We start from the raw sequence: 22,950 nt of genomic DNA, 5'->3' as shown, positions 1-22,950 counted from the left end.
TGCTGCGGGTTGGAAGATCAAAAGATCGCAGCCTGCGGCAGCTCCTGCAAAAAGCCCTACAACAAGAAGACCGTGGAGAAACCAATGAACTTATCACTGCGTAAAGTTGCTCTGGCCGCTGGCGTCATGCTGTTCGCCGGCCAACTGATGGCCGAACCGAAGCGCCCGGAATGCATCGCCCCGGCCTCCCCCGGCGGCGGTTTCGACCTGACCTGCAAACTGGCGCAGAGCGCGCTGGTCAATGAAAAACTGCTGACCAAGCCGATGCGTGTGACCTACATGCCCGGCGGTGTCGGCGCGGTGGCGTACAACGCGGTCGTCGCTCAGCGTCCGGCCGATGCGGGCACGCTGGTGGCGTGGTCCAGCGGTTCGCTGCTGAACCTGGCGCAAGGCAAGTTCGGTCGTTTCGACGAGACCAATGTGCGCTGGCTCGCGGCCGTCGGCACCAGCTACGGCGCCATCGCGGTGAAAAGCGATTCGCCCTACAAGACCCTCGACGATCTAGTCAAAGCCTTGAAGAAAGATCCGAGCTCGGTGGTCATCGGCTCCGGCGGCACCGTCGGCAGCCAGGACTGGATGCAAACCGCCCTGATCGCCAAGGCTGCCGGGATCAACCCGCGTGACCTGCGTTATGTCGCCCTCGAAGGTGGCGGCGAAATTGCCACCGCGCTGCTTGGCGGGCACATCCAGGTCGGCAGCACCGACATTTCCGACTCCATGCCGCACATCCAGAGCGGTGACATGCGCCTGTTGGCAGTATTCGCCGACAAACGCCTCGACGAGCCGGAAATGAAAGACATCCCGACCGCCCGCGAGCAGGGTTACGACATCGTCTGGCCAGTGGTTCGCGGTTTCTACCTCGGGCCAAAAGTCAGCGACGAAGACTACGCCTGGTGGAAAGACGCTTTTGACAAACTGCTGGCCTCGGACGATTTCGCCAAGCTGCGCGATCAGCGTGAACTGTTCCCGTTCGCCATGACCGGCCCGGAGCTGGACACCTACGTGAAGAAGCAGGTGGCGGATTACAAGGTGCTGGCCAAAGAGTTCGGCCTGATTCAGTGATCGTCTCTTTCTAGCGGCTGCGGCCTCGTGCATCGAGGCCTCGGCACAGGAGTTCCCCATGCTCTTACAACGCATTTTCGCCTCGGTGCTGTTGCTGGCCTGCGTCGGCCTGGCGCTGATGGCGTGGCCGTATCAAGCGGCTTTTTCTTATGAACCGGTCGGCCCGCGTGCCTTTCCCTTGCTGATGCTCGGCCTGATGGGCCTGGCGCTGCTGTACATGGTGTTCCGCCCGGCCCCCATCAAACACAGCGCGGACGAACCGCCGCTGGATCGCGAAACCCTGATCAAGATCGGCATCTGCGTCGTCCTGCTGCTGGTGTTCGCCGGCACATTTGAATCGCTGGGTTTCATCATCGCCAGCGTCATCACCGGCATCCCGATGGCACGCCTGTACGGCGGTCGCTGGTTGCCCAGCGTGGCGATCATCAGCCTGATGGCCATCGGTCTTTACCTGCTGTTCGACCGTTTGATGGACGTTCCGCTGCCCCTTGGCCTGCTCAGCGTTCTGGAGAACTGATATGGATACTCTTGGCTATTTGGGTCAGGGTTTTGGCGTTGCGCTGAGCCCCTACAACCTGGTGACCGCGCTGTGCGGCACACTGATCGGCACTGTTGTCGGCCTGTTGCCGGGCCTGGGTCCGATCAACGGTGTGGCACTGCTGATCCCGATCGCATTCGCCCTCGGCCTGCCGCCGGAGTCGGCGCTGATTCTGTTGGCGGCAGTGTATCTGGGCTGCGAATACGGCGGGCGGATCAGCTCGATCCTGCTGAACATTCCAGGCGAAGCCTCCACCGTGATGACCACTCTCGACGGTTACCCGATGGCCCGCAAAGGTCTGGCCGGTGTGGCGCTGTCGCTGTCGGCATGGAGCTCATTCATCGGTGCATTCATTGCCACCTGCGGCATGGTGCTGTTCGCCCCGCTGCTGGCGAAATGGGCGATTGCCTTCGGCCCGGCGGAATACTTCGTACTGATGGTGTTCGCGATTGTCTGCCTTGGCGGCATGGCCGGTGATCGTCCGCTGAAGACGTTTATCGCGGCGCTGATCGGCCTGTTCCTGTCGACCGTGGGCATCGACGCCAACAGCGGTGTGTACCGTTTCACTGGCGACAACATTCACCTGACCGACGGCATTCAGTTCGTGGTGCTGGTGCTGGGCCTGTTTTCCATCAGCGAAATTCTCCTGCTGCTGGAAAAAACCCACCACGGCCAGGAAGCGGTGAAAGCCACCGGCCGGATGATGTTCAACTTCAAGGAGGCGGCTTCGGTATTCGTGGTCAACGTCCGCTGCGGCGTGCTGGGTTTCATCATGGGCGTGTTGCCGGGTGCCGGCGCGACCCTCGCCAGTGCCGTGGCCTACATGACCGAGAAACGCATCGCCGGCACCAGCGGCAAGTTTGGTGAAGGTGATGCCCGAGGCCTCGCCGCGCCGGAAACGGCTATTGGCGGTGCGGCCTGCGGTGCGCTGGTGCCGATGCTGACCCTCGGTGTTCCCGGCTCGGGCACCACGGCGGTGATGATCGGCGCCCTGTCGCTGTACAACATCACTCCGGGGCCGCTGCTGTTCCAACAGCAACCGGACATCGTCTGGGGCCTGATCGCTTCGTTGTTCATCGCCAACGTCATGCTGGTGATCCTCAACATCCCGATGATCCGCATCTTCACCCGCATCCTCGCCGTGCCGAACTGGGCGTTGGTGCCCGTCATCGCCATCATCACCGGGATTGGCGTGTATGCCGTGCATGCCACCACGTTCGACCTGTTCCTGATGATCGGTATCGGCATCTTCGGCTACATCCTGCGCAAGCTGGACTTCCCGCTGTCGCCGCTGTTGCTGGGCTTCATTCTTGGCGAACTGATGGAGCAGAACCTGCGTCGCGCCCTGTCGATCTCCAACGGTGCGCTGGAAATCCTCTGGTCGAGCCCGATCACGCTCGGCGTCTGGGTACTGACAGGGATCATGCTGCTGATGCCGATCATCCGCATCTGGCGCAAACGTGCGGCAGCGCAACGCGCCATCGCCGATGTCTGATCGCACGTCCCTCAGAAGCTGGTGGGCCACCCCGCTGGTCGGTCTGCTTGGCGGTTTTATCGCCAGCCAGATCGGCTGGCCACTACCGTGGATGGTCGGCTCGTTGCTGGCGATCATCCTGGTGCGCTGCCTGACCCCGTGGCAACTTACGGAAATCCCCGGCGGGCGCAAATGCGGCCAATGGATTGTCGGCATCGGCATCGGCCTGCACTTCACCCCGCTGGTGATGGAGCAGGTGCTCAGTCACTTCGGCCTGATTTTCTTCGGTGCGCTGGTCACCAGCCTCTCGGCGGTGGTCGGCGTGTGGCTGATGCGCCGCACCGGCGAAGATCGCGCCACGGCGTTTTTCTCGAGCATGCCCGGCGGCTCCGGGGAAATGGTCAATCTCGGCGCGCGCAATGGTGCGTTGCTCAGCCATGTCGCGGCCGGGCAGAGTCTGCGGGTGCTGGTGGTGGTGCTGTGCGTGCCGGCTGCGTTCAAGTATCTGCTGGGCGACGGCACGCCAATTTCCCACGCCGGCAACGTCGATTGGCGTTGGCTGGCGATTCTGTTTCCCACAGGCGCCCTGCTCGCCTGGCTCTGGCAGCGTTTGCGTCAACCCAATCCGTGGCTGTTCGGCCCGTTGCTGGTCAGTGCCACGGTGAGCATTGCCTGGGATTTGCACATTGGCCTGCCGGACGGAGGCAGCCAGATCGGCCAGTGGCTGATCGGCAGCGGACTGGGCTGTCACTTCAATCGGCAGTTCTTCCGGCGCGCGCCGTCATTCATGGGGCGTACGTTGATCGGCACGGCGTTGACCATGTTGATCGCCACCCTGGCGGCACTGGGCTTGAGTGCGCTGACCCATCTGGATCTGCGTTCGCTGACGTTGGGCATGATGCCCGGCGGCATTGCCGAAATGAGTCTGACGGCGGAAACCCTGCAACTGTCGGTGCCGCTGGTGACGGCGATGCAAGTGATGCGGCTGTTGTTTGTGCTGTTTCTGGCGGAGCCGTTGTTCAAGTATTGGAATCGTAATCCCGAGTAATACCGAGTCGACTTCATCGCCGGCGAGCCAGCTCCCACAGGATTGTGGGTGGCACAAATCGTGTGTACACCCCTGAAACCTTGTGGGAGCTGGCTTGCCAGCGATAGGGCCCGCCCATTCAACCCATCAAATCGGCGGCAGACGCCACTCAATTGGCGCTTCACCATTCTGCTCAAGAAACTTGTTGGTCCGGCTGAAATGCCCACAGCCCAGGAAGCCACGATACGCCGATAACGGCGACGGGTGCACCGAGGTCAGCACCAGGTGCTTGGTCGCATCAATCAGCTTCTGTTTGCTCTGCGCATGCGCGCCCCACAGCATGAACACCAGATGCGGCTGGCGTTCGCTGACCAGTTCGATGATCCGGTCGGTGAAGAACTGCCAGCCCTTGTCCTTGTGCGCGTTGGCATTGGCGCGCTCGACGGTCATGGTGGTGTTGAGCATCAACACGCCCTGATCGGCCCAGCTCTGCAGGTAGCCGTGATTGGGGATGTCGATGTTCAGGTCGCGCTTCAACTCCTTGTAGATGTTAACCAGCGATGGCGGCGCCGGCACGCCCGGCTGCACCGAGAAGCACAAGCCATGGGCCTGGCCCGGGCCGTGGTACGGGTCCTGGCCGAGGATCACCACTTTGACTTTATCCAGCGGCGTCGAATTCAGCGCGTTGAAAATCAGCGGTCCCGGCGGATAGATCTCCTTGCCGGCCGCCCGCTCCTGCTGCAGAAAATTGCGCAACTCTGCCATGTAAGGCTGGTCGAATTCAGCACGCAGTGCCTCCTTCCAGCTCGGTTCGAGTTTGATACGGTCGTCAGCAGTCATGGTCATACCCGGCAAAAACAATGGGGCGAACCCTAGGAAAGCCGACCACGCTTGTCAATTGATCTGACGCAGATCCGGCACTTTCCCACACAGCGATCATACTGATCGTTCAAATTCCCGATCGAGGTCACGATGAATCTGCACTTCGAAGAACTCACCGGCAGCGACGGCGCCCGCCTCGGGATCGCCAGCCTGGATGCTGAAAAGTCGCTCAACGCGCTGTCCCTGCCGATGATCAACGCCCTGAGCGACAAACTGAACGCCTGGGCCAAGGATCCACAAATCGTCTGCGTGCTATTGCGCGGCAATGGCGTCAAGGCATTCTGCGCTGGCGGCGAAGTACGCAGCCTGGTGGAAGCCTGCCGCGCCCATCCCGGCGAAGTGCCGCCACTGGCCGCGCAGTTTTTCGCCGCCGAATACCGCCTGGACTACAGCCTGCACACCTACCCCAAACCGCTGATCTGCTGGGGCCACGGTTACGTGCTCGGCGGCGGCATGGGCCTGTTGCAAGGCGCCAGTACGCGGATCGTCACGCCGAGCAGTCGCCTGGCGATGCCGGAGATCACCATCGGTCTGTATCCGGACGTCGGGGCCAGTTGGTTTCTCTCCCGGTTGCCGGGCAAGCTCGGCTTGTTCCTCGGTCTGACCGGTGCGCACATGAACGGGCGTGATGCGATCGATCTGGATCTGGCCGACCGCTTTCTGCTTGAAGAGCAGCAACCGCAACTGATCGAAGGCCTGCTGCAACTCAACTGGCAGGAGCAAACCGACATGCAACTCAACAGTCTGCTCAAGGCCCTGCAACAGGAAGCCGTCGGGCAGATGCCCGAGGCGCAGTGGTTGCCGCGCCGCCAGCAGATCGACGAACTGCTCGACGTCAGCGACGTCACCTGCGCCTGGAAAGCCATCAGCCTGCAACGCGACAGCAACGACCCGCTGATCGCCCGCGCCGCGAAAACCCTGAGCGAAGGCTCGCCGCTGACCGCGCATCTGGTCTGGGAACAGATCCTCCGCGCCCGCTACCTGTCACTGGCGGAAGTCTTTCAGATGGAATACACCCTGAGCCTCAATTGCTGCCGGCATCCGGAGTTCAGTGAAGGGGTTCGCGCGCGACTGATCGACAAGGATCAGAAGCCGCACTGGCATTGGCCGGACATCAATAACGTCCCGGAGGCGGTGGTCGAGGCGCATTTTCACAAGGTGTGGGAAGGTCGGCATCCGTTGGCGGATCTGTCGCAGTATTAATTGGCAACTGCCCGCGATAGCCCCGCTTGTCGCCTGTCGCGGGCGAACTTTAACTGACCTTATTAAACCTAACTATTCAACTCGTAAAACTTTACTATTTCCGCAATAGCGATTGACGATTCCTCGTTATTCTTAATCAAGATATCCTCCACATCCCTTAACGGAGGTAGAGGATGCAAACGTTCAGCAATTTCAGTGGCAGTATAGTCCTGAGTCGCTTTACCTCCGCTTCTAACTCTTATATAGCCGATGGCGCTTTCCCCTCCAGAAAAATGATTGGAAACTCGCACCTTCGGTGAAACACCGTAATTCACAACGATTACCAGATCATCACCTTCGCGATGGAATTTCAATTGCCCGATATTCAAGTCAACATCTGAAAAATCGATACCATCAATACCGCCGCCCGAGTTATCAATCACGTCCCTGCCAAGACCATCATATTTATAAACATCATCGCCCGCACCGCCGGACAACGTGTCATTACCTGGGCCACCCAGCAGCACATCCTCGCCAGAGCTACCCGTTAGCAAATCATTACCGTGACCGCCCACCAGTGGCAGCGTTTGAGCATCTCGAAGAGATTGGGCGGTAGTTGCATCATCAATGACGACGGCATTATGGTAAGTATCCGGGGCAGGGCCCAGTTGACTAGACTCGAGAAGAGTCTTAAGGCTGATGCTTGTGCCGTCGGCAAACCTTATGACTTCGATCCCGGAGCCCTGGAGATCCCCTGCATTGGGTAAAACGATACGAACCTGCTGAGTCCCCCATTTAATATCGAGGGTCGAATAGAGCATCTTCGCTCGAGGTGGATAGCGATAGTTGTCACGTGACGGATTGGGGGCCAATTCGATATTGACTGTTTCAATCAACGCCGCCCCCCAACTTAATTGCAGCTCGTCCAGCCTTGCCCCGTCTGGAAGAATGACAACATCTTGATCGATCAGCCCATACTCGTCTTTCCACCCCGTCACACCCACTTCCGGGCGGTGAAAAACAGGACTCAGTACATCCGCAATAATGGTCGTTGCGCCAGCGTGTGCTTGGACAGTGTAGGTGTCGGCACCATTTTCACCGTAGAGCCAATCAATCCCTGAACCGCTGATTAAATAATCGCCCCCCTCGGATCCGAGCAGCGTATCGTTGCCTGCCCCAGCCGATAAAACAGCACCAGGAATCCGGTCATTCACTGAGCCATAGTCAAGCAGTGAGCGTGCATAAGTGACTATCAGGTCATCACCCTTACCGCCATGAAAGGTATTTCCAACTTCCAGGTTCACTCGTCCGCCGCCGGCGTCACCTTGCACAGTCTTGTGCTTGATGGTTTCGGTCTTTACATCTCGGCGAAATTCTTTACGAACAGTTTCGCCAGCGTTGAAGCTTGCTGCAGGATAGATGTACCAACCTTCGATAGTCCCTGACTTGTTTCTATCCTCTACCAGCACGTCTCCTGCTTTAAACGAAAACCCGCCACCCGAACCAGATCGATAATATTGAGGTTTGTGGTTCGATGGGTTTGCTGCCCCCTCAGCCTTTGTATTTTTGAAATAGGAGTGTGATGCAGAGCTCGTCTGCCTGTCGCTGTACACAGCTCTGCCAGATGGAGCGTTCATCCACTGCGGGGTGTCAGACAAGGATCCGTTTTCGATGCTTTCATCAATCAAGTCGGTATAAGTGATGTAACCCGTATCAGTCGTGACAATCTGATTTCTGACCCAGACACCTTGATCATTGAGTGTGAAACCCGTGGCTTGCCTGTTTTTCGAACGCCTTCCTTGAATTTCCCCAAGGAATTTTTCCACCCCTTCAATGCCATTGCCCGATTCCGCCTCATTTCCTTCGCTCGAAACATCAATGGCTGACAGGACGGGAACGCTTGCGATACCGCTGTCTTCACCCGTGTCTTCTGTTTCTTCTATGTCTGCCTTGTCCACCACTTCCATTACCGGCGGTTCCATCACAACTACCGGAGCAAGCATTTTCTTGATGACATCCTGGTAGCTCAAGACCACTCCATCACTGAAACTGAAAGTTGAGTCTCGCCACGTCTCGTGATTTTTTATCAGAACGGCGTCACCTACTCCGTTAGCCAGCCGCAATACCAAACCCATTTCAATATCGATAATTTCAACTTTCAGATTATCCGCAAAAAAACCGGCTCCAAACTTCATGACATTGTTGCCACCGGCGTCTACAACTACATCAAGCCCATCACCGGCTCCGAAATAGTAAATATCATCCCCGTCCCTCGCTTCCAGGTAGTCGTTACCGGCTCCGCCCTCAAACACATTATTTCCTGAGTCACCGCGCAGGTAGTCCACACCCTCCCCGCCAAATAACGTGTCGTTTCCACCGCCGCCCAGCAACGTGTCATTGCCTGAACCACCGTCCAGATAATCTGCACCCTGTTCGCCTTCAGGCGTCTGCTCGTAGTCGCCAGACATCAAGTCATCGTCAGCACCGCCGTAAAGCGTGTCGGCGCCCAAGCCCCCCCAAAGGGTGTCGTTTCCGGCATCGCCTCGAACGAGGTCATCGTTGGTGCCGCCGGATGGCAGGTTTGGCTGGTCGCCATCCAGAGCATCAGCGCCCGGCCCGCCTATGAGTGTGTCGGAGCCACCCAAGCCTTGAAGCGTGTCGTCACCCATACCGCCATCAAGGAAATCATCACCGTGGTGGCGAATCGGATGGTCGTAGTAATCGCCAACCAGCTCGTCATTTCCTGCCCCACCAAACAGCAAATCATCAGCACCGCCGCCCCAAAGGGTGTCATCGCCCGCACCACCGTCCAGAAAGTCACGTCCGAAGAAATGGCTAGCGTCACCCGCCACACCATCCAATACCTCGTCATCCCCCTTCAGGACATCATTGCCGGGGCCGCCATACAAGACGTCGCTACCGCCGTTGCCAGCGAGAGCGTCGTCGCCACTGCCTCCCTCCAGCAGATCGTTGCCATGGTGCTTGCTTTGGAGTCCTCCGCCCCAATCAAGGTTGTCTCCGAACAATGTGTCATTGCCACTGCCACCCGTCAGGGTGTCATCGCCTCCGTCGCCGCCCAGCTGATCATCTTCAGTTCCGCCATCCAACACGTCCTCGCCCCAACCGCCCGTGAGAACATCTCTCCCGCCTTGGCCGTACAGAACGTCGTTGCCTCCTTCCAATGCATCTGTCACGGAGGATTTGTCGAAGGTGGTGCGCAAGCTGATGACGCCTTGGGCAAGAACGGCTTCATGTCGTTTATATTTCCAGTTTTGCTCCAGTACCCCAGTCGTATCGTCGCCGTGCAAGAAGTCATCACCCGCCCCCCCAGCCAGTGTGTCTCGACCGTTGCCACCGAGCAGCACGTCTCCAGAGGCAGTCCCCACCAGCAGATCATCGCCCTGCCCACCATCCAGCCAATCGCCACGACCGACCTTCCCCTTGGCGACACCATCAGCCAGAGCTTTTTCCAGGGTTGACTGTTTGTCTCCAAACAATCGATCGTTTCCAGCTTGTCCGAACAGTCGATCGGAGCCGCCAAGCCCAAGGAGGACGTCGTCTTTGGGCGATCCGTAAAGTGCGTCGGCCTTATTCCTCTGTTTTACATTTGGCAACAGCACAACGTTACCCAAGTCATCGTAGGAAAGCTGATCACCGGGAACATTGGGGTCCGTATCGGCGGCTCTCCAGTCACCCTGGATAACCAGATCGGGTGTTGAAAAGGTGTGGCCATCGAAGTCCGGGAGCTGAATACCCAGCATTCCCGGCCTGTAGTGCTTGATTACGATCAGATCGCTCTGGCCGTAGCGGATGTTCAGTGTGTTTTCCATGAGTTCTTCAATGAGCGTCAACGTTATGGATCGGTCTTGCGTGAACCATGTGTTGCTCAGAAGAGCACTGCGTTTGACGGCGGGAATCGGACGGTCATTTATCAATAACTGCCCATCAGCATTTGCATCGAAAATTTCATCGATTCCATCACCACTGTAAAACGTGTATCGGTCATTACCCTCGCCACCGGTCAGAGAATCGTTACCCTTGCCGCCGATCAAAACATCATCACCCGCCATCCCGTATAGCGCGTCATTGCCGTCGCCACCGCTTATCCAGTCGTTACCGCGAGCACCTTCGATAACGTCATTACCTGCCAGTCCACTGATCGAGTCATTGCCCGCACCGCCATACAGATGATCGGCATTTGTCGCGCCACCGAAAGATCGCCCTCCGTCGTCACCGAACATCACCAGTGGGTTGGATACGCCAGTGGTCATGGGCGCCTGTTTGCCCGATGCGATATCCGTGAAAGAAAATTTCTGCAGTGTGTTTTCTCCGAACGAACCATGGGTTCTGGATATCAACCGGGCCAACATGTCTGCACGATCCAAAATCCACTGTTCGGTAATAAAGCCTTTGCCAGTTGCTGGGTCATAAAGCTCCAGTTCGCGACCCGGGAAACCGTCCTCTCGCTCCATGACTATTTCACTGAGCTGTTTCAGGGAATTGCGCAAAGCCATACCAAGCGGCGTGTCCTGAATGGCGAGGCGTGCCCATCCTGTGGCGCTGCCATATTCGCCAATGGTTTTGGTAACAATGCTTTGGGATTGCGTCGGGGCAAACCCTGAGAAAAATGTGTAGGCGTTGGCCGCGAACGTTTGATCGGTTGTAGGCGTGGTATCAGAGCCGCCGTCGTATGTTCGTCTGAACATGTCAAAAAATGCATTTTTGCCATATCGCAATATCAGATCAACGATGGGAGAAATGGGTGTGCCTTTCACCACATACTGGATTAATGGGTTGGTGTTTCCACTGGCCATTGCAATTTTTATTTGCTCGGGCACTACGGAAAACACGCTCTCAAGCACATTGAGGCCAAAGTTATTGACCGCCGCGCGAAGGCCGACACTGTATGAGTCAATGGCAAATAGAATATTCTTGAAATCATCGAGTCTATTAACTTTAGCCAGTTCATGATTACCTTTGATTTCTGAACTGGGGTCGCCTGCGGAAATCAGTCTCCAGGTTTCATACGGGGGTTTGCCACCTAACAGGCTGAAACCGATGGTTCCAGACCAACCTGCATTACGGCTTGTAGCGGTATCGTCCGTTCCAATATCATCAAATAAAACCCGTCCAATAGCACTCGCATCGATGGCGGCAATCTGGCTTATTGAAGGTACGGTCCATGGAGCCAAATCATACTCAACTGATCCATTAGCCAGAGTATTCATGAAATTTACAGCGACCTGATTAGAGGACTTCTGCATTTCCGAATCAGTAAACCTTTTACTTGATCTAAGCTCTCCTTGGCGCATGGTATAGGCACGAATCAAAGCAGAGTAAGCACCCTGCCCACCATTGGCATCAATTGCCACATCAAGCCAAAGCCTCGCGCTTTTCAAAACATCAACCACATCTTTTTCGGAGAAAATATCCTCAGAAATTTTTTCGCCAATGATTTTGGATAAAACCCGATAAAAATTAGCACAATTTCGCCCCTGCTCCGCAGAGGCTTTATACCTTTGAGCATCCTGATCAAACCACATCCCCTCAGAAATACTAGCAGCCTGTAGCACCATTGACTTTTGTAAGTCATCAAAAACATAACTCATAGTTACTTCCCTGTAATTATGGCGCGTGAAAGATAGTCACTAACAAATTTAATCGCCTCAGGCGCACCTCGTAACGAACTTGTGTCCAGCCCGATACGTCCGATCCCACCTGCAAAATCAAAACTGTAGAGCTCGACTGTGCAGTAGGTCTGTAACTCTCCAAAATCCAGATTTTCCAATTGTTCTTTATTAAACTTCAACAAGTCCAGCCTGCCCAAACCAGCCGCCTTAATCTTGTCGCCAGGATAATTCAATCCATCACAATCTATCGTCCTAGGTGTTCCGTCATGCCGACGCCAATCACGCATAACAAATGTGGTAACGGAAAAGGCATTCTTGAAATGAGGCGGGGGAGCATTAAGCCAAAGTTCTAATCCTGGATAATTTTTCAGTACCACAATCAGATCATCCGGCCAGTCTGTATGTCGATACCCCATCCTGTGCGGCTCAGTGCGTCCCGTCCGGGTAGAAAGAATGGCCGCGACCTGAAAGTATCCCCACCCGGCAGGTGGTTCTATCCCGCTCATCTCATACTCCGTACGAAGTTCCGTTCCCGTCCACCAAAACGAACCTTCAAGAATATCGGCAATGCACGATCCGTCACTCTTCAATGTCGATCCGAAGTGGAACCCGGGTATCCGGGTCCGATCGAGCAAACTCCCGCCCTTGATAGGAACCCGCTCCATACCGGCGAGCTTTTTGCTGCAGTCCCCTTGCTCCTTTTGGTAAATCGCCCTGCGCTCTGCTGCTTCCTCCCATTCGATATAAAAATTCACAACCCAATAACACATCAGCAGAATCAGACCGTACTTCACCAAGACCTTGATTTTTTTTAAAGCATCCTTGCGTGAAACTTTGAACATTTCAAATCTCCATTTCAAAATAACGAAACACGCCAATTAAAACCGACCCGCCACTGCATCTTCAAAAATCTGAAAGTAACCTTTCAAGCCATTATCTATAGAGAACCGGTTTGCTGTTCTCTTCGCCGCGTTTCTGAGATCATCGAGTTCTTTGAAACACCTTAATCCCCCACACACTTTGGCCGCTATAGCTTCACCATCAAAAAAATCGACAATAAAACCATTAACCCCATCGACAACAACTTCAGTGACCGGGGCTGTGTCAGAGCCGATCACCACACAGTTAGACGCCATGGCCTCCAACAACGACCAAGACAGAACAAACGGATAAGTCAGGTATACATGCACCTTCGAAAGCTCCAGGACCGCTCTATATTTCTGGTAAGGCAGCCTCCCGGCAAAATGCACTTTTGAAGTATCGCAATCCACCTCCGACAACATTCGCTCTCGCCAATTCTTGAAACCGACAGGCCTGCTTCCATAGCTGACGTCATCTCCGCCGACGATGACTATTTGTGCGGTTGGACATTGGGCTTGAATATGGGGAATGGATCTCATGAATACATGAAATCCACGATAGGGTTCGAGGTTTCTGGCGACGTACGTCACGATGGGTTGACACGTTTTAATCACCACGCCATTGGGCAGTGTTACTGCCTCAACTTTTTCTGCATGCAGTGTTTGAATCACTCCCTCATGAATGACACGAATTTTGGGCTGATAGGCTTGAGGAAAAAGACTACGCTGCCACTGTGTAGGCGCAATTCCAACATCACACTGTTCAATATTCAGAAGATGCATGGAGTTCAAGACTCTTAATCGTGATGATGCATCCCACGCACCGGCAAATTCTCGATCAAAACCAGAGTCCGCTCCCTGTGCACGATAATAATATTCACAGAAATGAATCAGGGGCACATTCGGGTACACGTCTTTGACGAATAGCGATTCACCCCATCCTGGATGAGCAAGAATAATATCGGGTCGATATCCCTCACGCTTAAGCTTCTTCAGCAGTTCGAAAACACTTTGCCCATCTCGCACAGCCACTTCATAACCACGCAAGTATGGATGACCAATATTGAAGTCAATTCTTGAAGACCGATACTGACGCAGTTCTATACCAACGACACCCGGTGCCGTATCACGCCCAATCGCAAGTACTTTTATCCGCCTGCGAAGCGCTTCCAATACGACGTGACGAAATTGACCGGGGAAATTCTGATGAATAACAAGTAAATTCATACGTGAAGACTTCCATGTTTATACAACTCCGCAAAATTGAGTTCCTCCAACATCAATGGGTTTTAATAAACGCTATCAAACATTAAGAAATAAAACTGTAGGAACCTTCCGAGAGCTTCCTAGGAGATGTAGCTATCCATGCACTTTTCAGCAGGCACAAAAAAAGCGGCGCTCAATGCGCCGCTTTTTGGTTTGCGGATGATTACCAGCGACCGCCTCGCCCGTCGTGGTCGCCGCGGTTACCGTGATGATCGCGTCCACCACGGTCACGATCCCAACCACCACGGTGACCGTCCCAATGGCCACGATCATTGTCGTGCCAGCGACGGCTTTCGTAGTAGCGTGGCGCTGGCTGGTAGTAGCGCGGCGCCGAGTAGTAACGCGGAGCCGGTTGGTAGTAACGCGGGGCCGCCTGGTAATAGCGAGGGGCCGAGTAGTAGGTGCTGCCACCGCTGTAATACGTGCCGCCAGTGTTGTAGTACGCGGGAGCGGGTGACGTGTAGACCTCCGAGCTGTAGTAACTGTCTGCGTAGGAGTAAGGAGCGCAACCGGCAACGGAAAACATCATCGCAGCAAGTAGAAGAATTCGTCGATACATGGCGGCCTCCTGGACCGCGGGTAGCCGCACCAGCGACGCTGGCAGGCATCAGTCGTTTATTCGATGACTGACGAATTATCTGACAGCGTTTTCCGAATCTGGTGCGCTTTCGTAACAAGTTGAAACATGTGATTGATGAAATCCTGTTCATTTGGAAAACGCTGTCATTCAGCCGCCGATCAGTGGTGCCCACCGTGATAGCCGCCGCCGTGGTAACCGCGTCCATAACCGCCGCGATAGCCGTGACCGCCGTAGTAATAGTGCCCGCCACCGTAGTAGCGCGGGCCGTAATAACCGCCGTAGTAATACGGTGAGTAATAGCCGGGATAGTAGTAAGTGGCAGGGTAAGCATCGTAAGGACCGGCGTAGTAATAACACCCGGACAGCCCCAAGCCGAGCACCGCTCCCAGCAGCACCCGGCGCAACAGTTTTGAAGTACTCATGACGGCCTCCTGAAAGACCAGCGGCCACAGCAAGACAGCGCAGCCGACACAGTTTTGACTGTCAGGTCCGGGGCAAGTGCCGGGCGCGGAAAGGCTTCAGATCAGCGGCGCCAGTCACACTGCCCACCTGTGGGAGCGAGCCTGCTCGCGAAGGAAGAAGGAGCGTCAGACGACATTTACGTTGGCTGACCCACCGCTTTCGCGAGCAGGCTCGCTCCCACAGTTAGCCTAAGTAATGTCCGGGAATACATCGGTGCCACCACCGTACATGCTCATGACACCTTGCATACCCTGCTGTCTCGGGCCGATCATGCGATGTAACGGGCCAAGCAAACCGGCCGTAACCGCACCTGCGTGGAAATGCCTCACCCGACTTATGCCTGATTCCGACACTAAACCCGACCTCTGCCCGGCCTGCGGCGCACGCAATGATTGCAGCCTTGCCGACCCGCGAACCGCTGACCGAGCCTGCTGGTGCTACGGCGTGAGCATTGATCCTGCAGTCCTCGAGGCGCTGCCAGCGGCGCTGCGCGACAAATCCTGTCTGTGCCCGCGCTGCGCGCAGGTCGAGGCGCAGCTGCAAGCAGCAGCGCGGCCGATCACGTAAGATGCGCGGCCCTTTGTCCGCCGATTTCTGACCATGCGCGTCGACCGTTTCCTCAGCAACCTGCCCCGCTATAACCGTCAGCAGGTTCGCCTGTTGCTGGTGGAAAAGCGCGTGCGGATCGACGGAAAAGTCGTCAGCGACCCGCACAGCGAAGTGCTGGAGTTCAGCCGCGTCGAAGTCGATGAGCAGGTACTGCAAGTCGGTAAACCGGCGCGCTACTTCATGCTGCACAAACCGCTTGGCTGCGTCAGTGCGACCCGCGATCCGCAGCACCCGACCGTGCTCGATCTGATCCATGAACCGGACAAGGACGACCTGCACATCGCCGGGCGTCTGGACTTCAACACCACCGGGCTGATGCTGATCACCAACGATGGCAGCTGGTCACGGCGTCTGACCCAGCCACAGACCAAACTGCCAAAAGTCTATTACGTCGAAACCGAACAGGAGATCGGGCCGCAATACGCGGTCACGTTTGCCGAGGGCCTCTACTTCGCCTTCGAAAACCTGACCACACAACCGGCGCAACTCGAAGTGCTGGGCCCGAGAGCGGCGCGCCTCAGTATCGTCGAGGGTCGCTACCATCAGGTAAAACGCATGTTTGGTCACTTCAACAACAAAGTCATGCGCCTTCACCGCGAATCCATGGGCGCGCTGTCGCTCGATAACGCGCTAAAACCGGGCGAGTACCGCGCTTTGCGCACCGAAGAGATTCATTTGTTCTAAGCCGGCGACCGCTCAGCAGAAGTTGTCGAACAATTTACCAACGGCACTTGCGCGATCCCCATCCCACTGCTTGAATCAGGACGTCGGCCAAATTGTGACCGATTAGTCACAACATACATCCAAGAAACTTTTTGCCGGTCGTCAGCCCTCTGGGTTGCGCCTCAGCCGGCAGACTGCCCGCCAATAACAACACCCGTCGACCGCAGTCATGGATCGACATGGGCCAAGCAAATTCCAGGCGTATGCCTACCTGTCACAAAGCTCGTGCAATCTCTATTTGCGCGCATACCCGCTTGCTTGCCAGGAGTCTTATGACATGAGGCCAGAAATCGCTGTGCTGGATATACAGGGTCAGTATCGGGTTTACACGGAGTTCTATCGCGCAGACGCCGCAGAAAAGACCATCATCCTGGTCAACGGCTCGATGGCCACGACTGCGTCGTTTGCTCAAACCGTGAAAAATCTGCACCCGCAATTCAACGTGGTTTGCTATGACCAGCCCTACGCGGGCAGGTCGAAAATTCACAACCGTCACGAGAAACATCTGACCAAGGAAGTCGAAGGGCAGATCCTGCTGGAGCTGATCGATCACTTCAGCGCAGAACATGTGCTGTCATTTTCCTGGGGCGGCGCGGCGACCCTGGTCGCCTTGGCCCACCAGCCCCGGCGCATTGAAAAAGCCGTGATCAGCTCGTTCTCGCCAGTGATCAACGCACACATGCTTGATTACCTGGAGCGCGGTGTCGACTACCTTGGCCAGCGCGATGGCGATCGGGTCGGGCACCTGGTCAACAACACGATTGGCAAACACCTGCCGTCACTGTTCAAGCGCTTCAACTATCGCCACGTCAGCAGCCTGGCCGAGCACGAATACGGGCAGATGCACTTTCACATCAACGACGTGTTGCACAGCGATCGTCAGTGCTATTTGAATGCGGCGAAGAAGATCAATGTGCCGGTGCTGTTCCTCAACGGCGAATGGGATGAATACACCGCCGCCGAAGACGCCCGGATATTCGGCAACCACGTGGCGCACAGCACCTTCACCACGCTGCAGGCTACTGGGCACTTCCTCGACATGGAGCACAAGGCTGCGTGCCGCGATAGCCAGAACGCCCTGCTTGGCTTCCTGAAACCGTCACAGCAAACGAGCCGAACGCGTTATGCGTTCGTTCAGGATCACCATGCACTGGCCATTTGAAAAAGTGTCGTCGCGAGCGGGTCTGTGGGGCTGAAAAACCAGTATCGATGGCCCTGCAGATTTGCCCGCGAATGACCGTTTTCAATGCTGTAACGCGCTGCGAGGAAAAGAAAAACTTCAAATTCGCGCCCGACTCTGGTACAAAGTCAGCCGCTCTGAGCGGGTATAGTTTAGTGGCAAAACGAAAGCTTCCCAAGCTTTAGTTGAGGGTTCGATTCCCTCTACCCGCTCCACTCAATCAGGTCTCACGTCGTGGTTATGACGGGGGATGCAGGAACAGAAAAAACCGGCCTACAAGGCCGGTTTTTTTGTGTCCGGGATTTGTGGGAACGCACCAGGAATGATGATTCCTCCTGACTCGAACCTCTCCTCAACCAAATTTGAATAATTCCATTTTTCTGTGGATTATTGCGATTTTCAAAAGATAAGCCACAATAATCAGGAATAGTGAATGGATGACAAATTCCTGGATAAATCCAGAATTACCGGATTTAAAGTAGCTTTTGAGGTGTAAGACCCATTATGTTGGATTTAAGCCTTAGCAAGCCAAGTGAGATCGTCAAGCGGATCTGTGAACGTCTACGCACTGACCGGCTCGCTCTGGAAATGACACAGGCGGATGTGGCTGCACGTGCCGGCATCGGAACCAACACGGTGTCCAATCTGGAAGCCGGGCGTAATGTAGGTTTCGAAAATCTGGTGCGCGTCGCCATGGTACTGGGACGCAGCAAGGAACTCGAAAATCTGTTCCTGCCAAAGCTTGAAACTCTGGATGACATCCTGCGCTACGAAAACAGCGCCAAGCGTCAACGCATCAAAAGGAAATCCGAAAATGCTTGAGCGAGTGGACGTCTACTACGAGGGCTGGGGTGAACATTGGCAGTGGGGCACGCTGGCTTCCACCACAGCTCTGACCGGCCGGCCGCTGGTGGTGTTTGAGTACAGCGACGAAGCGAAAAAAAGAGGACTCGAACTTTCGTCCCTGAAACTTCCTTTACAAGGCGCAAAATTAAGCCGGGATTTCCCGCAACATCAGCTGGGATTGCCAGGCCCCGTCTATGACTCGCTGCCCGACGGTTGGGGCATGCTGCTGATGGATCGTCTATTCAAACGTCGCGGCCTGAATCCTGCACGCATCGGCCCCTTGGAGCGACTGGCCTACATTGGCAACAATGCCATGGGAGCCATGTCGTTCAAGCCTGTGGCGCCTGAGGTGCAGGAACCGCAGATGCATGTTCCCATTGAATTGCTTGCATCCGAAGTGCAGCAAGTGCTCAAAGGTGAAGGGGGTGAGCTTCTTCAGAAGTTGTTGCTGGTGGGAGGATTTCCGCAAGGTGCCAGACCAAAAGCTCTGGTCTATCGCGATCCTGATACCGGGACGTTCACCACTGCCGCCACTCCGGATTTTGAAGCATGGCTGGTGAAGTTCCCGGCCCGGCACGAACACCCCGAAGTGTGCGCTATCGAAATGGTCTATGCCGAGTGCTTGCGCCTCTGCGGCATTCAAACACCAGACACGCAATACTTCAGTCTGTCAGACGAAATGGCTGCCTTCGCCAGCAAACGCTTTGATCGACAGGACGGGCTGCGCGTCCCCATGCAAAGTCTCGCAGCTTTCACCGGAGCAGATTTTCGATCCCCTGGAGCATTGGACTACGTCAACTTCCTGCGCGCGACGCACAGATGCACCAATGATGTACGAGAAAAAGCTCGAGCGTTCGAGCGAGCTGTATTCAACGTTGCGTTCCACAATCGAGACGATCACCCCAAAAATTTTGCCTACACCATGTCACGAACTGGCGACTGGAAATTAGCGCCGGCCTACGATGTGACCTTTTGCGAGGGGCCGGGTGGTTATCACCAGATGGATGTGATGGGCGAAGCGTTGGAAATCGACCGAAAAGCCATGCTCGGTCTTGCAGAAGAAGCGGAAGTGGGCGCCCATGATGCCGGAATAATCATTGACCGCTTTTGCGACGTATCCAGTCAATTCTCGACTGTGGCAAATGATCTTTATCCTGACGTGATCACTCAGGAAACCCTGCGTACCATTCAAAGCCGAATTGATCACAACATCAAGTTGTTGCGATGACTGCATATCCTTGCAAATCACACTTTTTGAAACCCTGAAGATTTTTCCGACATTACAGATCCACAACACACCGACGGTTCTCACCATCCCCACGACCCGCTAGCATTTCCCCATCACCCACCACCCTCCCCTGCGCGGCCATCGACGAATACGCGTTCTCACTTTCGAGGGACTCCATGGCGCGGCCACTGTGCCGCTGGCGAGCGAACTTAAAAGAGCACTTCCCCATGACGCAAAACATCTACGACGACCCCGAATTTTTCCACAGCTACAGCCAGATGAACCGCTCCATCGGTGGTCTCGATGCCGCGCCGGAATGGCCGGCACTCATGGCGTTGCTGCCATCGATGCACGACTTGAATGTGGTCGACCTCGGCTGCGGCTATGGCTGGTTCAGCCGCTGGGCCAGTGAGCACGGCGCCGCTCAGGTGCTGGGGCTGGATGTCTCGGAAAAAATGCTCGAGCGTGCGCGCGAAACCACTACGGCGGCGAACATCCGCTATGAGCGCGCCGACCTTGAGCATCTCGACCTGCCGGTCTGCCGTTTCGATCTGGCCTACAGTTCGCTGGCACTGCACTACATCAAGGATCTGCCAGGGCTGTTCGCTCATCTGTACGCGGCGTTGAAACCGGGTTCGCATTTTGTGTTCTCCATCGAGCATCCGATCTTCATGGCCCCACGCAATCCGGGCTGGCTGGTCGACGGCGATGGCCACAAGCGCTGGCCGCTGGACAGTTATCAGATGGAAGGCGAGCGGGTGACCCACTGGCTGGCGGACGGGGTGATCAAGCAGCACCGCACGATGGGCACGCTGTTGAATGCGTTGATCGCGGCAGGTTTTGCCATCCGCCATGTCAACGAATGGGGGCCGAGCGATGCAGAGGTGGCCGCGCAACCGGCGCTGGCTGAAGAGCGGGAGCGGCCGATGATGATGCTGGTGGCGGTGCAGCGCTGATCTGATCTGAACAAACAATATGCGGCGAGGGGATTTATCCCCGATGGGTGCGCAGCACCCGCTTAAAGGGTCTGCTGCGCAGTCCATCGGGGATAAATCCCCTCACTACAGGTGGCTGAAGGCTGGCTTCAGCGAGTCGCGACGATAAACAACCGCGGAAATGGCAACAGCACCGAGCCATCCGGCAACGCCGGATAGGCCTTGGCCACCGCCGCCAGATACTGCTGCAGGTATTGCGCCCGCTCCTCTTCAGTCAGCGGGTTCAAGAACGGAATCAAGCCGCTGCCCTTGAACCACTCCACCACACCCGCCGCGCCGTCTGCGAGTTGATGGTGATAGGTGGTGCGCCACACATCTACCCGCGAACAGTGTGGACGCAACATCGAGAAGTAATCGCTGGCACTCGCCATGTCGGTGCGTTGCCCGGCGGCGCCAGCCAGTTTGGCGGCCCATGGGCCATTGGCGGCGACTTCGCGCATCAGCCGATGGGAAGGCTCGTTGAGGTTGTCCGGCATCTGGATCGCCAGGCTGCCTCCGTCCGACAGCTTACCCGCCAACGCCGGCAGCAACGTCGCGTGATCCGGCACCCATTGCAGAACGGCATTGGCGAAGATCACATCGAACGGCCCTTGATCCGCCCAGCTATCGATTTCCGCGACTTCGAACCGCACGTCAGGCAAGCGCTTGCGCGCCGCGTCAATCATGTCCGCCGAGCTGTCCAGAGCACTGACCTGCGCCTGCGCAAAACGCTGCACCAGCAGCTCGGTGGAGTTACCCGGGCCGCAACCGATATCGACCACCGATCGCGCCTGAACCGTGGGAATCGCCGCCAGCAGATCACGGGCCGGGCGGGTGCGTTCATCTTCAAAAGCGACGTATTGTCTGGCGGACCAACTCATTGCGTTCTCCTGTCGGGACATTCCAGCGGTTCGTCACCATACAGGCAGCGCTGCGGGCAGTTCCAGAGAGGCTTATTGCCAAGAGTGTCTGGTTGCTCGCAATGATTGGCAGGTTTCAGTTGTAAGTAGAATTTTCATCGCATCCCGGATGTCTGAATTTCATGCTCTCCCAATAAGGAACACCGCAATGAAATTCGCCAAAATCTCCCAGACCCTGGCCCTTTGGGCCGGCAGCCCGAAAACGTTCATGGGCGCGTTGATCCTGATTTTTCTGTGGGGGTTGAGTGGGCCGATTTTTGATTTCAATGACACCTGGCAACTGATCATCAACACCTCGACCACGATCATCACCTTTCTGATGGTATTCCTGATCCAGAACACGCAAAACCGCGATACCGACATCCTGCACCTGAAACTTGATGAGTTGCTGCGGGTGAACAAGGAAGCACAGAACGCGATGCTCGGGTTGGAATCGCTGGATCTCAAACAACTGGAGGCGCTGCGCAAGCATTACCGCAGCCTGGGGGAAAGCGAGGTGTTCGATCTTGAGGGTCTGGGGGAGAAGAGCAAGCCGAAGCAGGATTTGAATGACTGCTGAAACCGTTGCTGGCAGGTCAAATTTTGCGGCGAGAGAGTTTCAGTAGCCCTGAAGAGGTCTGCTACGCAGCCCGGCGGGAGCAAGCTCCCTCGCCACAGACATTGGTTAAATCCGAACTCAGCGGCTGGCTTGCAGCGCCCGGGCCATTTGCAGATGGCTTTGCAGTTTTGGCAGTGTCTCGTCGGCAAACGCCTTGATTTCCGGCACATCGGTCGACTGCGCTTCCTGCTGGATCTGCTGGATGGCCTCTTCGGTCGCTTTCACTTGGCTGGCGGCGTAGGCCTGGTCGAAGGTTTCACCGTCCTTGACCTGCGGGATCATGCTCTTGGCCTTGTCGGCGATTTCTTCACGGGGTGCAACCGGCAGATCGAGTTTCTTGGCGATCTTCGCCAGATGCTGGTTGGCCGTGGTGCGGTCATTGATCACCACGATGGTGTAATCCTTGACCTCTTTGGATTCGGATTTCTGGTGCGCCAGACGGCTGGCTTCGATGTCGGCCATGCCTTTGGCAGAAGCATCGTTGATGAAGTCGGCAGGCGACTGGGCGAATGCCGTGCCAGCGAACAAACCCAACAGGGTGGCAACACTTAAATGACGTATCTGCGTGGCCATCCGGCTCATGGTCGCGCCCTCCTATCTCTGCAAATTCAAGCGGGGGCTTGCGCCCCCGCCTCTCAATCAAAACAACCTCGCCGACTACTTCGACTTCTGAGCTGGCTTGCGGCCCATTTCGGCTTTCGCAGGCTCTTTATCGACTGTCGTGGTGGTGGTTTTCCCACCTTTGCGACCGGCTTCAGAGGCCTTCGTTCGATCGTTGGCGAAGTTTCCCGAGTTGGAGTTTCTTGAATTAGGCATGATTCTCTTCCTCTTGGTGTTGATCGTTGACGAGCAGGTGCCCGCCTAGATTGAGAATTGCCAGGCTGCCAAAGGTTTAGAAAAGTTGCCCGC

General features: G+C 56.1%; 21 protein-coding genes and 1 tRNA gene. 13 read left to right on the top strand and 9 right to left on the bottom strand.

Annotated elements, in window-relative coordinates:
- The first annotated feature begins 84 nt into the window (after positions 1 to 84).
- The 4 genes from ACYZUM_RS03185 to ACYZUM_RS03170 are packed head-to-tail and all read left to right on the top strand — an operon-like array spanning position 85 to position 4,122.
- A complete protein-coding gene (locus tag ACYZUM_RS03185) occupies positions 85 to 1,062 on the top strand; it encodes a Bug family tripartite tricarboxylate transporter substrate binding protein (protein ID WP_041070529.1) in 978 nt (325 codons plus the stop codon).
- A 58-nt stretch (positions 1,063 to 1,120) separates the two neighbouring features.
- Entirely contained in the window at positions 1,121 to 1,579 is a 459-nt protein-coding gene (locus ACYZUM_RS03180) for a tripartite tricarboxylate transporter TctB family protein (RefSeq protein WP_041070398.1), read from the top strand.
- A gap of 1 nt (position 1,580) precedes the next feature.
- On the top strand, positions 1,581 to 3,095 hold the full coding sequence (locus ACYZUM_RS03175) for a tripartite tricarboxylate transporter permease (RefSeq protein WP_041070400.1): 1,515 nt from the start codon (positions 1,581 to 1,583) through the stop codon (positions 3,093 to 3,095).
- Positions 3,088 to 4,122 carry an AbrB family transcriptional regulator gene (locus ACYZUM_RS03170; protein ID WP_108181941.1) on the top strand — a complete coding sequence of 345 codons (1,035 nt, stop codon included), beginning with the start codon at positions 3,088 to 3,090 and terminating at the stop codon, positions 4,120 to 4,122. The genes ACYZUM_RS03175 and ACYZUM_RS03170 overlap by 8 nt, the downstream gene beginning before the upstream one ends.
- A gap of 126 nt (positions 4,123 to 4,248) precedes the next feature.
- Here ACYZUM_RS03170 and ung read toward each other — a convergent pair whose 3' ends face one another.
- Positions 4,249 to 4,941: a uracil-DNA glycosylase gene (gene ung, locus ACYZUM_RS03165; protein WP_108184367.1), complete on the bottom strand. Its 693-nt coding sequence runs from the start codon at positions 4,939 to 4,941 to the stop codon at positions 4,249 to 4,251.
- A gap of 132 nt (positions 4,942 to 5,073) precedes the next feature.
- Here ung and ACYZUM_RS03160 point away from each other — a divergent pair, with 132 nt between their 5' ends.
- Entirely contained in the window at positions 5,074 to 6,186 is a 1,113-nt protein-coding gene (locus tag ACYZUM_RS03160) for an enoyl-CoA hydratase/isomerase family protein (RefSeq protein WP_108181940.1), read from the top strand.
- A 68-nt stretch (positions 6,187 to 6,254) separates the two neighbouring features.
- On the opposite strand, the gene ACYZUM_RS03155 is transcribed toward ACYZUM_RS03160, so the two are convergent.
- The 5 genes from ACYZUM_RS03155 to ACYZUM_RS03135 all read right to left on the bottom strand — a co-directional run bounded on the left by ACYZUM_RS03155 (position 6,255) and on the right by ACYZUM_RS03135 (position 14,923).
- The gene (locus ACYZUM_RS03155) at positions 6,255 to 11,774 is read right to left on the bottom strand and encodes a calcium-binding protein (protein ID WP_108181939.1); all 5,520 of its coding nucleotides are present in this window, start codon (positions 11,772 to 11,774) and stop codon (positions 6,255 to 6,257) included.
- Between the two features lie 2 nt (positions 11,775 to 11,776).
- A complete protein-coding gene (locus ACYZUM_RS03150) occupies positions 11,777 to 12,637 on the bottom strand; it encodes a hypothetical protein (RefSeq protein ID WP_108181938.1) in 861 nt (286 codons plus the stop codon).
- A 36-nt stretch (positions 12,638 to 12,673) separates the two neighbouring features.
- Entirely contained in the window at positions 12,674 to 13,882 is a 1,209-nt protein-coding gene (locus ACYZUM_RS03145) for a glycosyltransferase family 4 protein (RefSeq protein ID WP_108181937.1), read from the bottom strand.
- A 202-nt stretch (positions 13,883 to 14,084) separates the two neighbouring features.
- Positions 14,085 to 14,480, bottom strand: coding sequence for a hypothetical protein (locus ACYZUM_RS03140; protein WP_108181936.1), 396 nt, complete (start codon positions 14,478 to 14,480; stop codon positions 14,085 to 14,087).
- Positions 14,481 to 14,659: 179 nt separating this feature from the next.
- Positions 14,660 to 14,923, bottom strand: coding sequence for a hypothetical protein (locus ACYZUM_RS03135; RefSeq protein WP_041070412.1), 264 nt, complete (start codon positions 14,921 to 14,923; stop codon positions 14,660 to 14,662).
- Positions 14,924 to 15,299: 376 nt separating this feature from the next.
- On the opposite strand from ACYZUM_RS03135, the gene ACYZUM_RS03130 reads away from it, so the two are divergent.
- The 7 genes from ACYZUM_RS03130 to ACYZUM_RS03100 all read left to right on the top strand — a co-directional run bounded on the left by ACYZUM_RS03130 (position 15,300) and on the right by ACYZUM_RS03100 (position 20,505).
- Complete coding sequence (locus ACYZUM_RS03130; RefSeq protein WP_041070414.1) at positions 15,300 to 15,530, top strand: cysteine-rich CWC family protein; 231 nt, start codon at positions 15,300 to 15,302, stop codon at positions 15,528 to 15,530.
- 33 nt (positions 15,531 to 15,563) lie between these two features.
- Complete coding sequence (locus tag ACYZUM_RS03125; RefSeq protein ID WP_108181935.1) at positions 15,564 to 16,256, top strand: pseudouridine synthase; 693 nt, start codon at positions 15,564 to 15,566, stop codon at positions 16,254 to 16,256.
- A 316-nt stretch (positions 16,257 to 16,572) separates the two neighbouring features.
- Complete coding sequence (locus ACYZUM_RS03120) at positions 16,573 to 17,457, top strand: alpha/beta fold hydrolase (RefSeq protein ID WP_108181934.1); 885 nt, start codon at positions 16,573 to 16,575, stop codon at positions 17,455 to 17,457.
- A gap of 159 nt (positions 17,458 to 17,616) precedes the next feature.
- Positions 17,617 to 17,690: transfer RNA gene (locus ACYZUM_RS03115), tRNA-Gly, on the top strand.
- A gap of 289 nt (positions 17,691 to 17,979) precedes the next feature.
- The gene (locus ACYZUM_RS03110) at positions 17,980 to 18,297 is read left to right on the top strand and encodes a helix-turn-helix domain-containing protein (protein ID WP_027614444.1); all 318 of its coding nucleotides are present in this window, start codon (positions 17,980 to 17,982) and stop codon (positions 18,295 to 18,297) included.
- Positions 18,290 to 19,549 carry a type II toxin-antitoxin system HipA family toxin gene (locus ACYZUM_RS03105; protein ID WP_108181933.1) on the top strand — a complete coding sequence of 420 codons (1,260 nt, stop codon included), beginning with the start codon at positions 18,290 to 18,292 and terminating at the stop codon, positions 19,547 to 19,549. The genes ACYZUM_RS03110 and ACYZUM_RS03105 overlap by 8 nt, the downstream gene beginning before the upstream one ends.
- A 227-nt stretch (positions 19,550 to 19,776) precedes the next feature.
- On the top strand, positions 19,777 to 20,505 hold the full coding sequence (locus ACYZUM_RS03100) for a class I SAM-dependent methyltransferase (protein ID WP_108181932.1): 729 nt from the start codon (positions 19,777 to 19,779) through the stop codon (positions 20,503 to 20,505).
- Between the two features lie 128 nt (positions 20,506 to 20,633).
- On the opposite strand, the gene tam is transcribed toward ACYZUM_RS03100, so the two are convergent.
- Positions 20,634 to 21,404, bottom strand: coding sequence for a trans-aconitate 2-methyltransferase (gene tam / locus ACYZUM_RS03095; RefSeq protein ID WP_108181931.1), 771 nt, complete (start codon positions 21,402 to 21,404; stop codon positions 20,634 to 20,636).
- 187 nt (positions 21,405 to 21,591) lie between these two features.
- Between tam and ACYZUM_RS03090 the strand changes: the two genes are divergently transcribed.
- Positions 21,592 to 22,002: a low affinity iron permease family protein gene (locus ACYZUM_RS03090; RefSeq protein ID WP_027614440.1), complete on the top strand. Its 411-nt coding sequence runs from the start codon at positions 21,592 to 21,594 to the stop codon at positions 22,000 to 22,002.
- A 117-nt stretch (positions 22,003 to 22,119) separates the two neighbouring features.
- Here ACYZUM_RS03090 and ACYZUM_RS03085 read toward each other — a convergent pair whose 3' ends face one another.
- Positions 22,120 to 22,623: a DUF4142 domain-containing protein gene (locus ACYZUM_RS03085; RefSeq protein WP_047292232.1), complete on the bottom strand. Its 504-nt coding sequence runs from the start codon at positions 22,621 to 22,623 to the stop codon at positions 22,120 to 22,122.
- A gap of 75 nt (positions 22,624 to 22,698) precedes the next feature.
- Positions 22,699 to 22,857 carry a KGG domain-containing protein gene (locus tag ACYZUM_RS03080; RefSeq protein WP_080963245.1) on the bottom strand — a complete coding sequence of 53 codons (159 nt, stop codon included), beginning with the start codon at positions 22,855 to 22,857 and terminating at the stop codon, positions 22,699 to 22,701.
- Positions 22,858 to 22,950 lie beyond the last annotated feature (93 nt).

The organism is Pseudomonas sp. m6p, from assembly GCF_055760375.1.
Note: the sequence above shows the minus strand (reverse complement) of the source record. Positions and strands in the feature narration are given on the sequence as shown.

Coding starts and splice junctions, on each gene's coding strand:
- ACYZUM_RS03185 (WP_041070529.1), top strand. CDS start 85: ATGAACTTATCACTGCGTAAAGTTGCTCTGGCCGCTGGCGTCATGCTG.
- ACYZUM_RS03180 (WP_041070398.1), top strand. CDS start 1,121: ATGCTCTTACAACGCATTTTCGCCTCGGTGCTGTTGCTGGCCTGCGTC.
- ACYZUM_RS03175 (WP_041070400.1), top strand. CDS start 1,581: ATGGATACTCTTGGCTATTTGGGTCAGGGTTTTGGCGTTGCGCTGAGC.
- ACYZUM_RS03170 (WP_108181941.1), top strand. CDS start 3,088: ATGTCTGATCGCACGTCCCTCAGAAGCTGGTGGGCCACCCCGCTGGTC.
- ung (WP_108184367.1), bottom strand. CDS start 4,941: ATGACTGCTGACGACCGTATCAAACTCGAACCGAGCTGGAAGGAGGCA.
- ACYZUM_RS03160 (WP_108181940.1), top strand. CDS start 5,074: ATGAATCTGCACTTCGAAGAACTCACCGGCAGCGACGGCGCCCGCCTC.
- ACYZUM_RS03155 (WP_108181939.1), bottom strand. CDS start 11,774: ATGAGTTATGTTTTTGATGACTTACAAAAGTCAATGGTGCTACAGGCT.
- ACYZUM_RS03150 (WP_108181938.1), bottom strand. CDS start 12,637: ATGTTCAAAGTTTCACGCAAGGATGCTTTAAAAAAAATCAAGGTCTTG.
- ACYZUM_RS03145 (WP_108181937.1), bottom strand. CDS start 13,882: ATGAATTTACTTGTTATTCATCAGAATTTCCCCGGTCAATTTCGTCAC.
- ACYZUM_RS03140 (WP_108181936.1), bottom strand. CDS start 14,480: ATGTATCGACGAATTCTTCTACTTGCTGCGATGATGTTTTCCGTTGCC.
- ACYZUM_RS03135 (WP_041070412.1), bottom strand. CDS start 14,923: ATGAGTACTTCAAAACTGTTGCGCCGGGTGCTGCTGGGAGCGGTGCTC.
- ACYZUM_RS03130 (WP_041070414.1), top strand. CDS start 15,300: ATGCCTGATTCCGACACTAAACCCGACCTCTGCCCGGCCTGCGGCGCA.
- ACYZUM_RS03125 (WP_108181935.1), top strand. CDS start 15,564: ATGCGCGTCGACCGTTTCCTCAGCAACCTGCCCCGCTATAACCGTCAG.
- ACYZUM_RS03120 (WP_108181934.1), top strand. CDS start 16,573: ATGAGGCCAGAAATCGCTGTGCTGGATATACAGGGTCAGTATCGGGTT.
- ACYZUM_RS03110 (WP_027614444.1), top strand. CDS start 17,980: ATGTTGGATTTAAGCCTTAGCAAGCCAAGTGAGATCGTCAAGCGGATC.
- ACYZUM_RS03105 (WP_108181933.1), top strand. CDS start 18,290: ATGCTTGAGCGAGTGGACGTCTACTACGAGGGCTGGGGTGAACATTGG.
- ACYZUM_RS03100 (WP_108181932.1), top strand. CDS start 19,777: ATGACGCAAAACATCTACGACGACCCCGAATTTTTCCACAGCTACAGC.
- tam (WP_108181931.1), bottom strand. CDS start 21,404: ATGAGTTGGTCCGCCAGACAATACGTCGCTTTTGAAGATGAACGCACC.
- ACYZUM_RS03090 (WP_027614440.1), top strand. CDS start 21,592: ATGAAATTCGCCAAAATCTCCCAGACCCTGGCCCTTTGGGCCGGCAGC.
- ACYZUM_RS03085 (WP_047292232.1), bottom strand. CDS start 22,623: ATGAGCCGGATGGCCACGCAGATACGTCATTTAAGTGTTGCCACCCTG.
- ACYZUM_RS03080 (WP_080963245.1), bottom strand. CDS start 22,857: ATGCCTAATTCAAGAAACTCCAACTCGGGAAACTTCGCCAACGATCGA.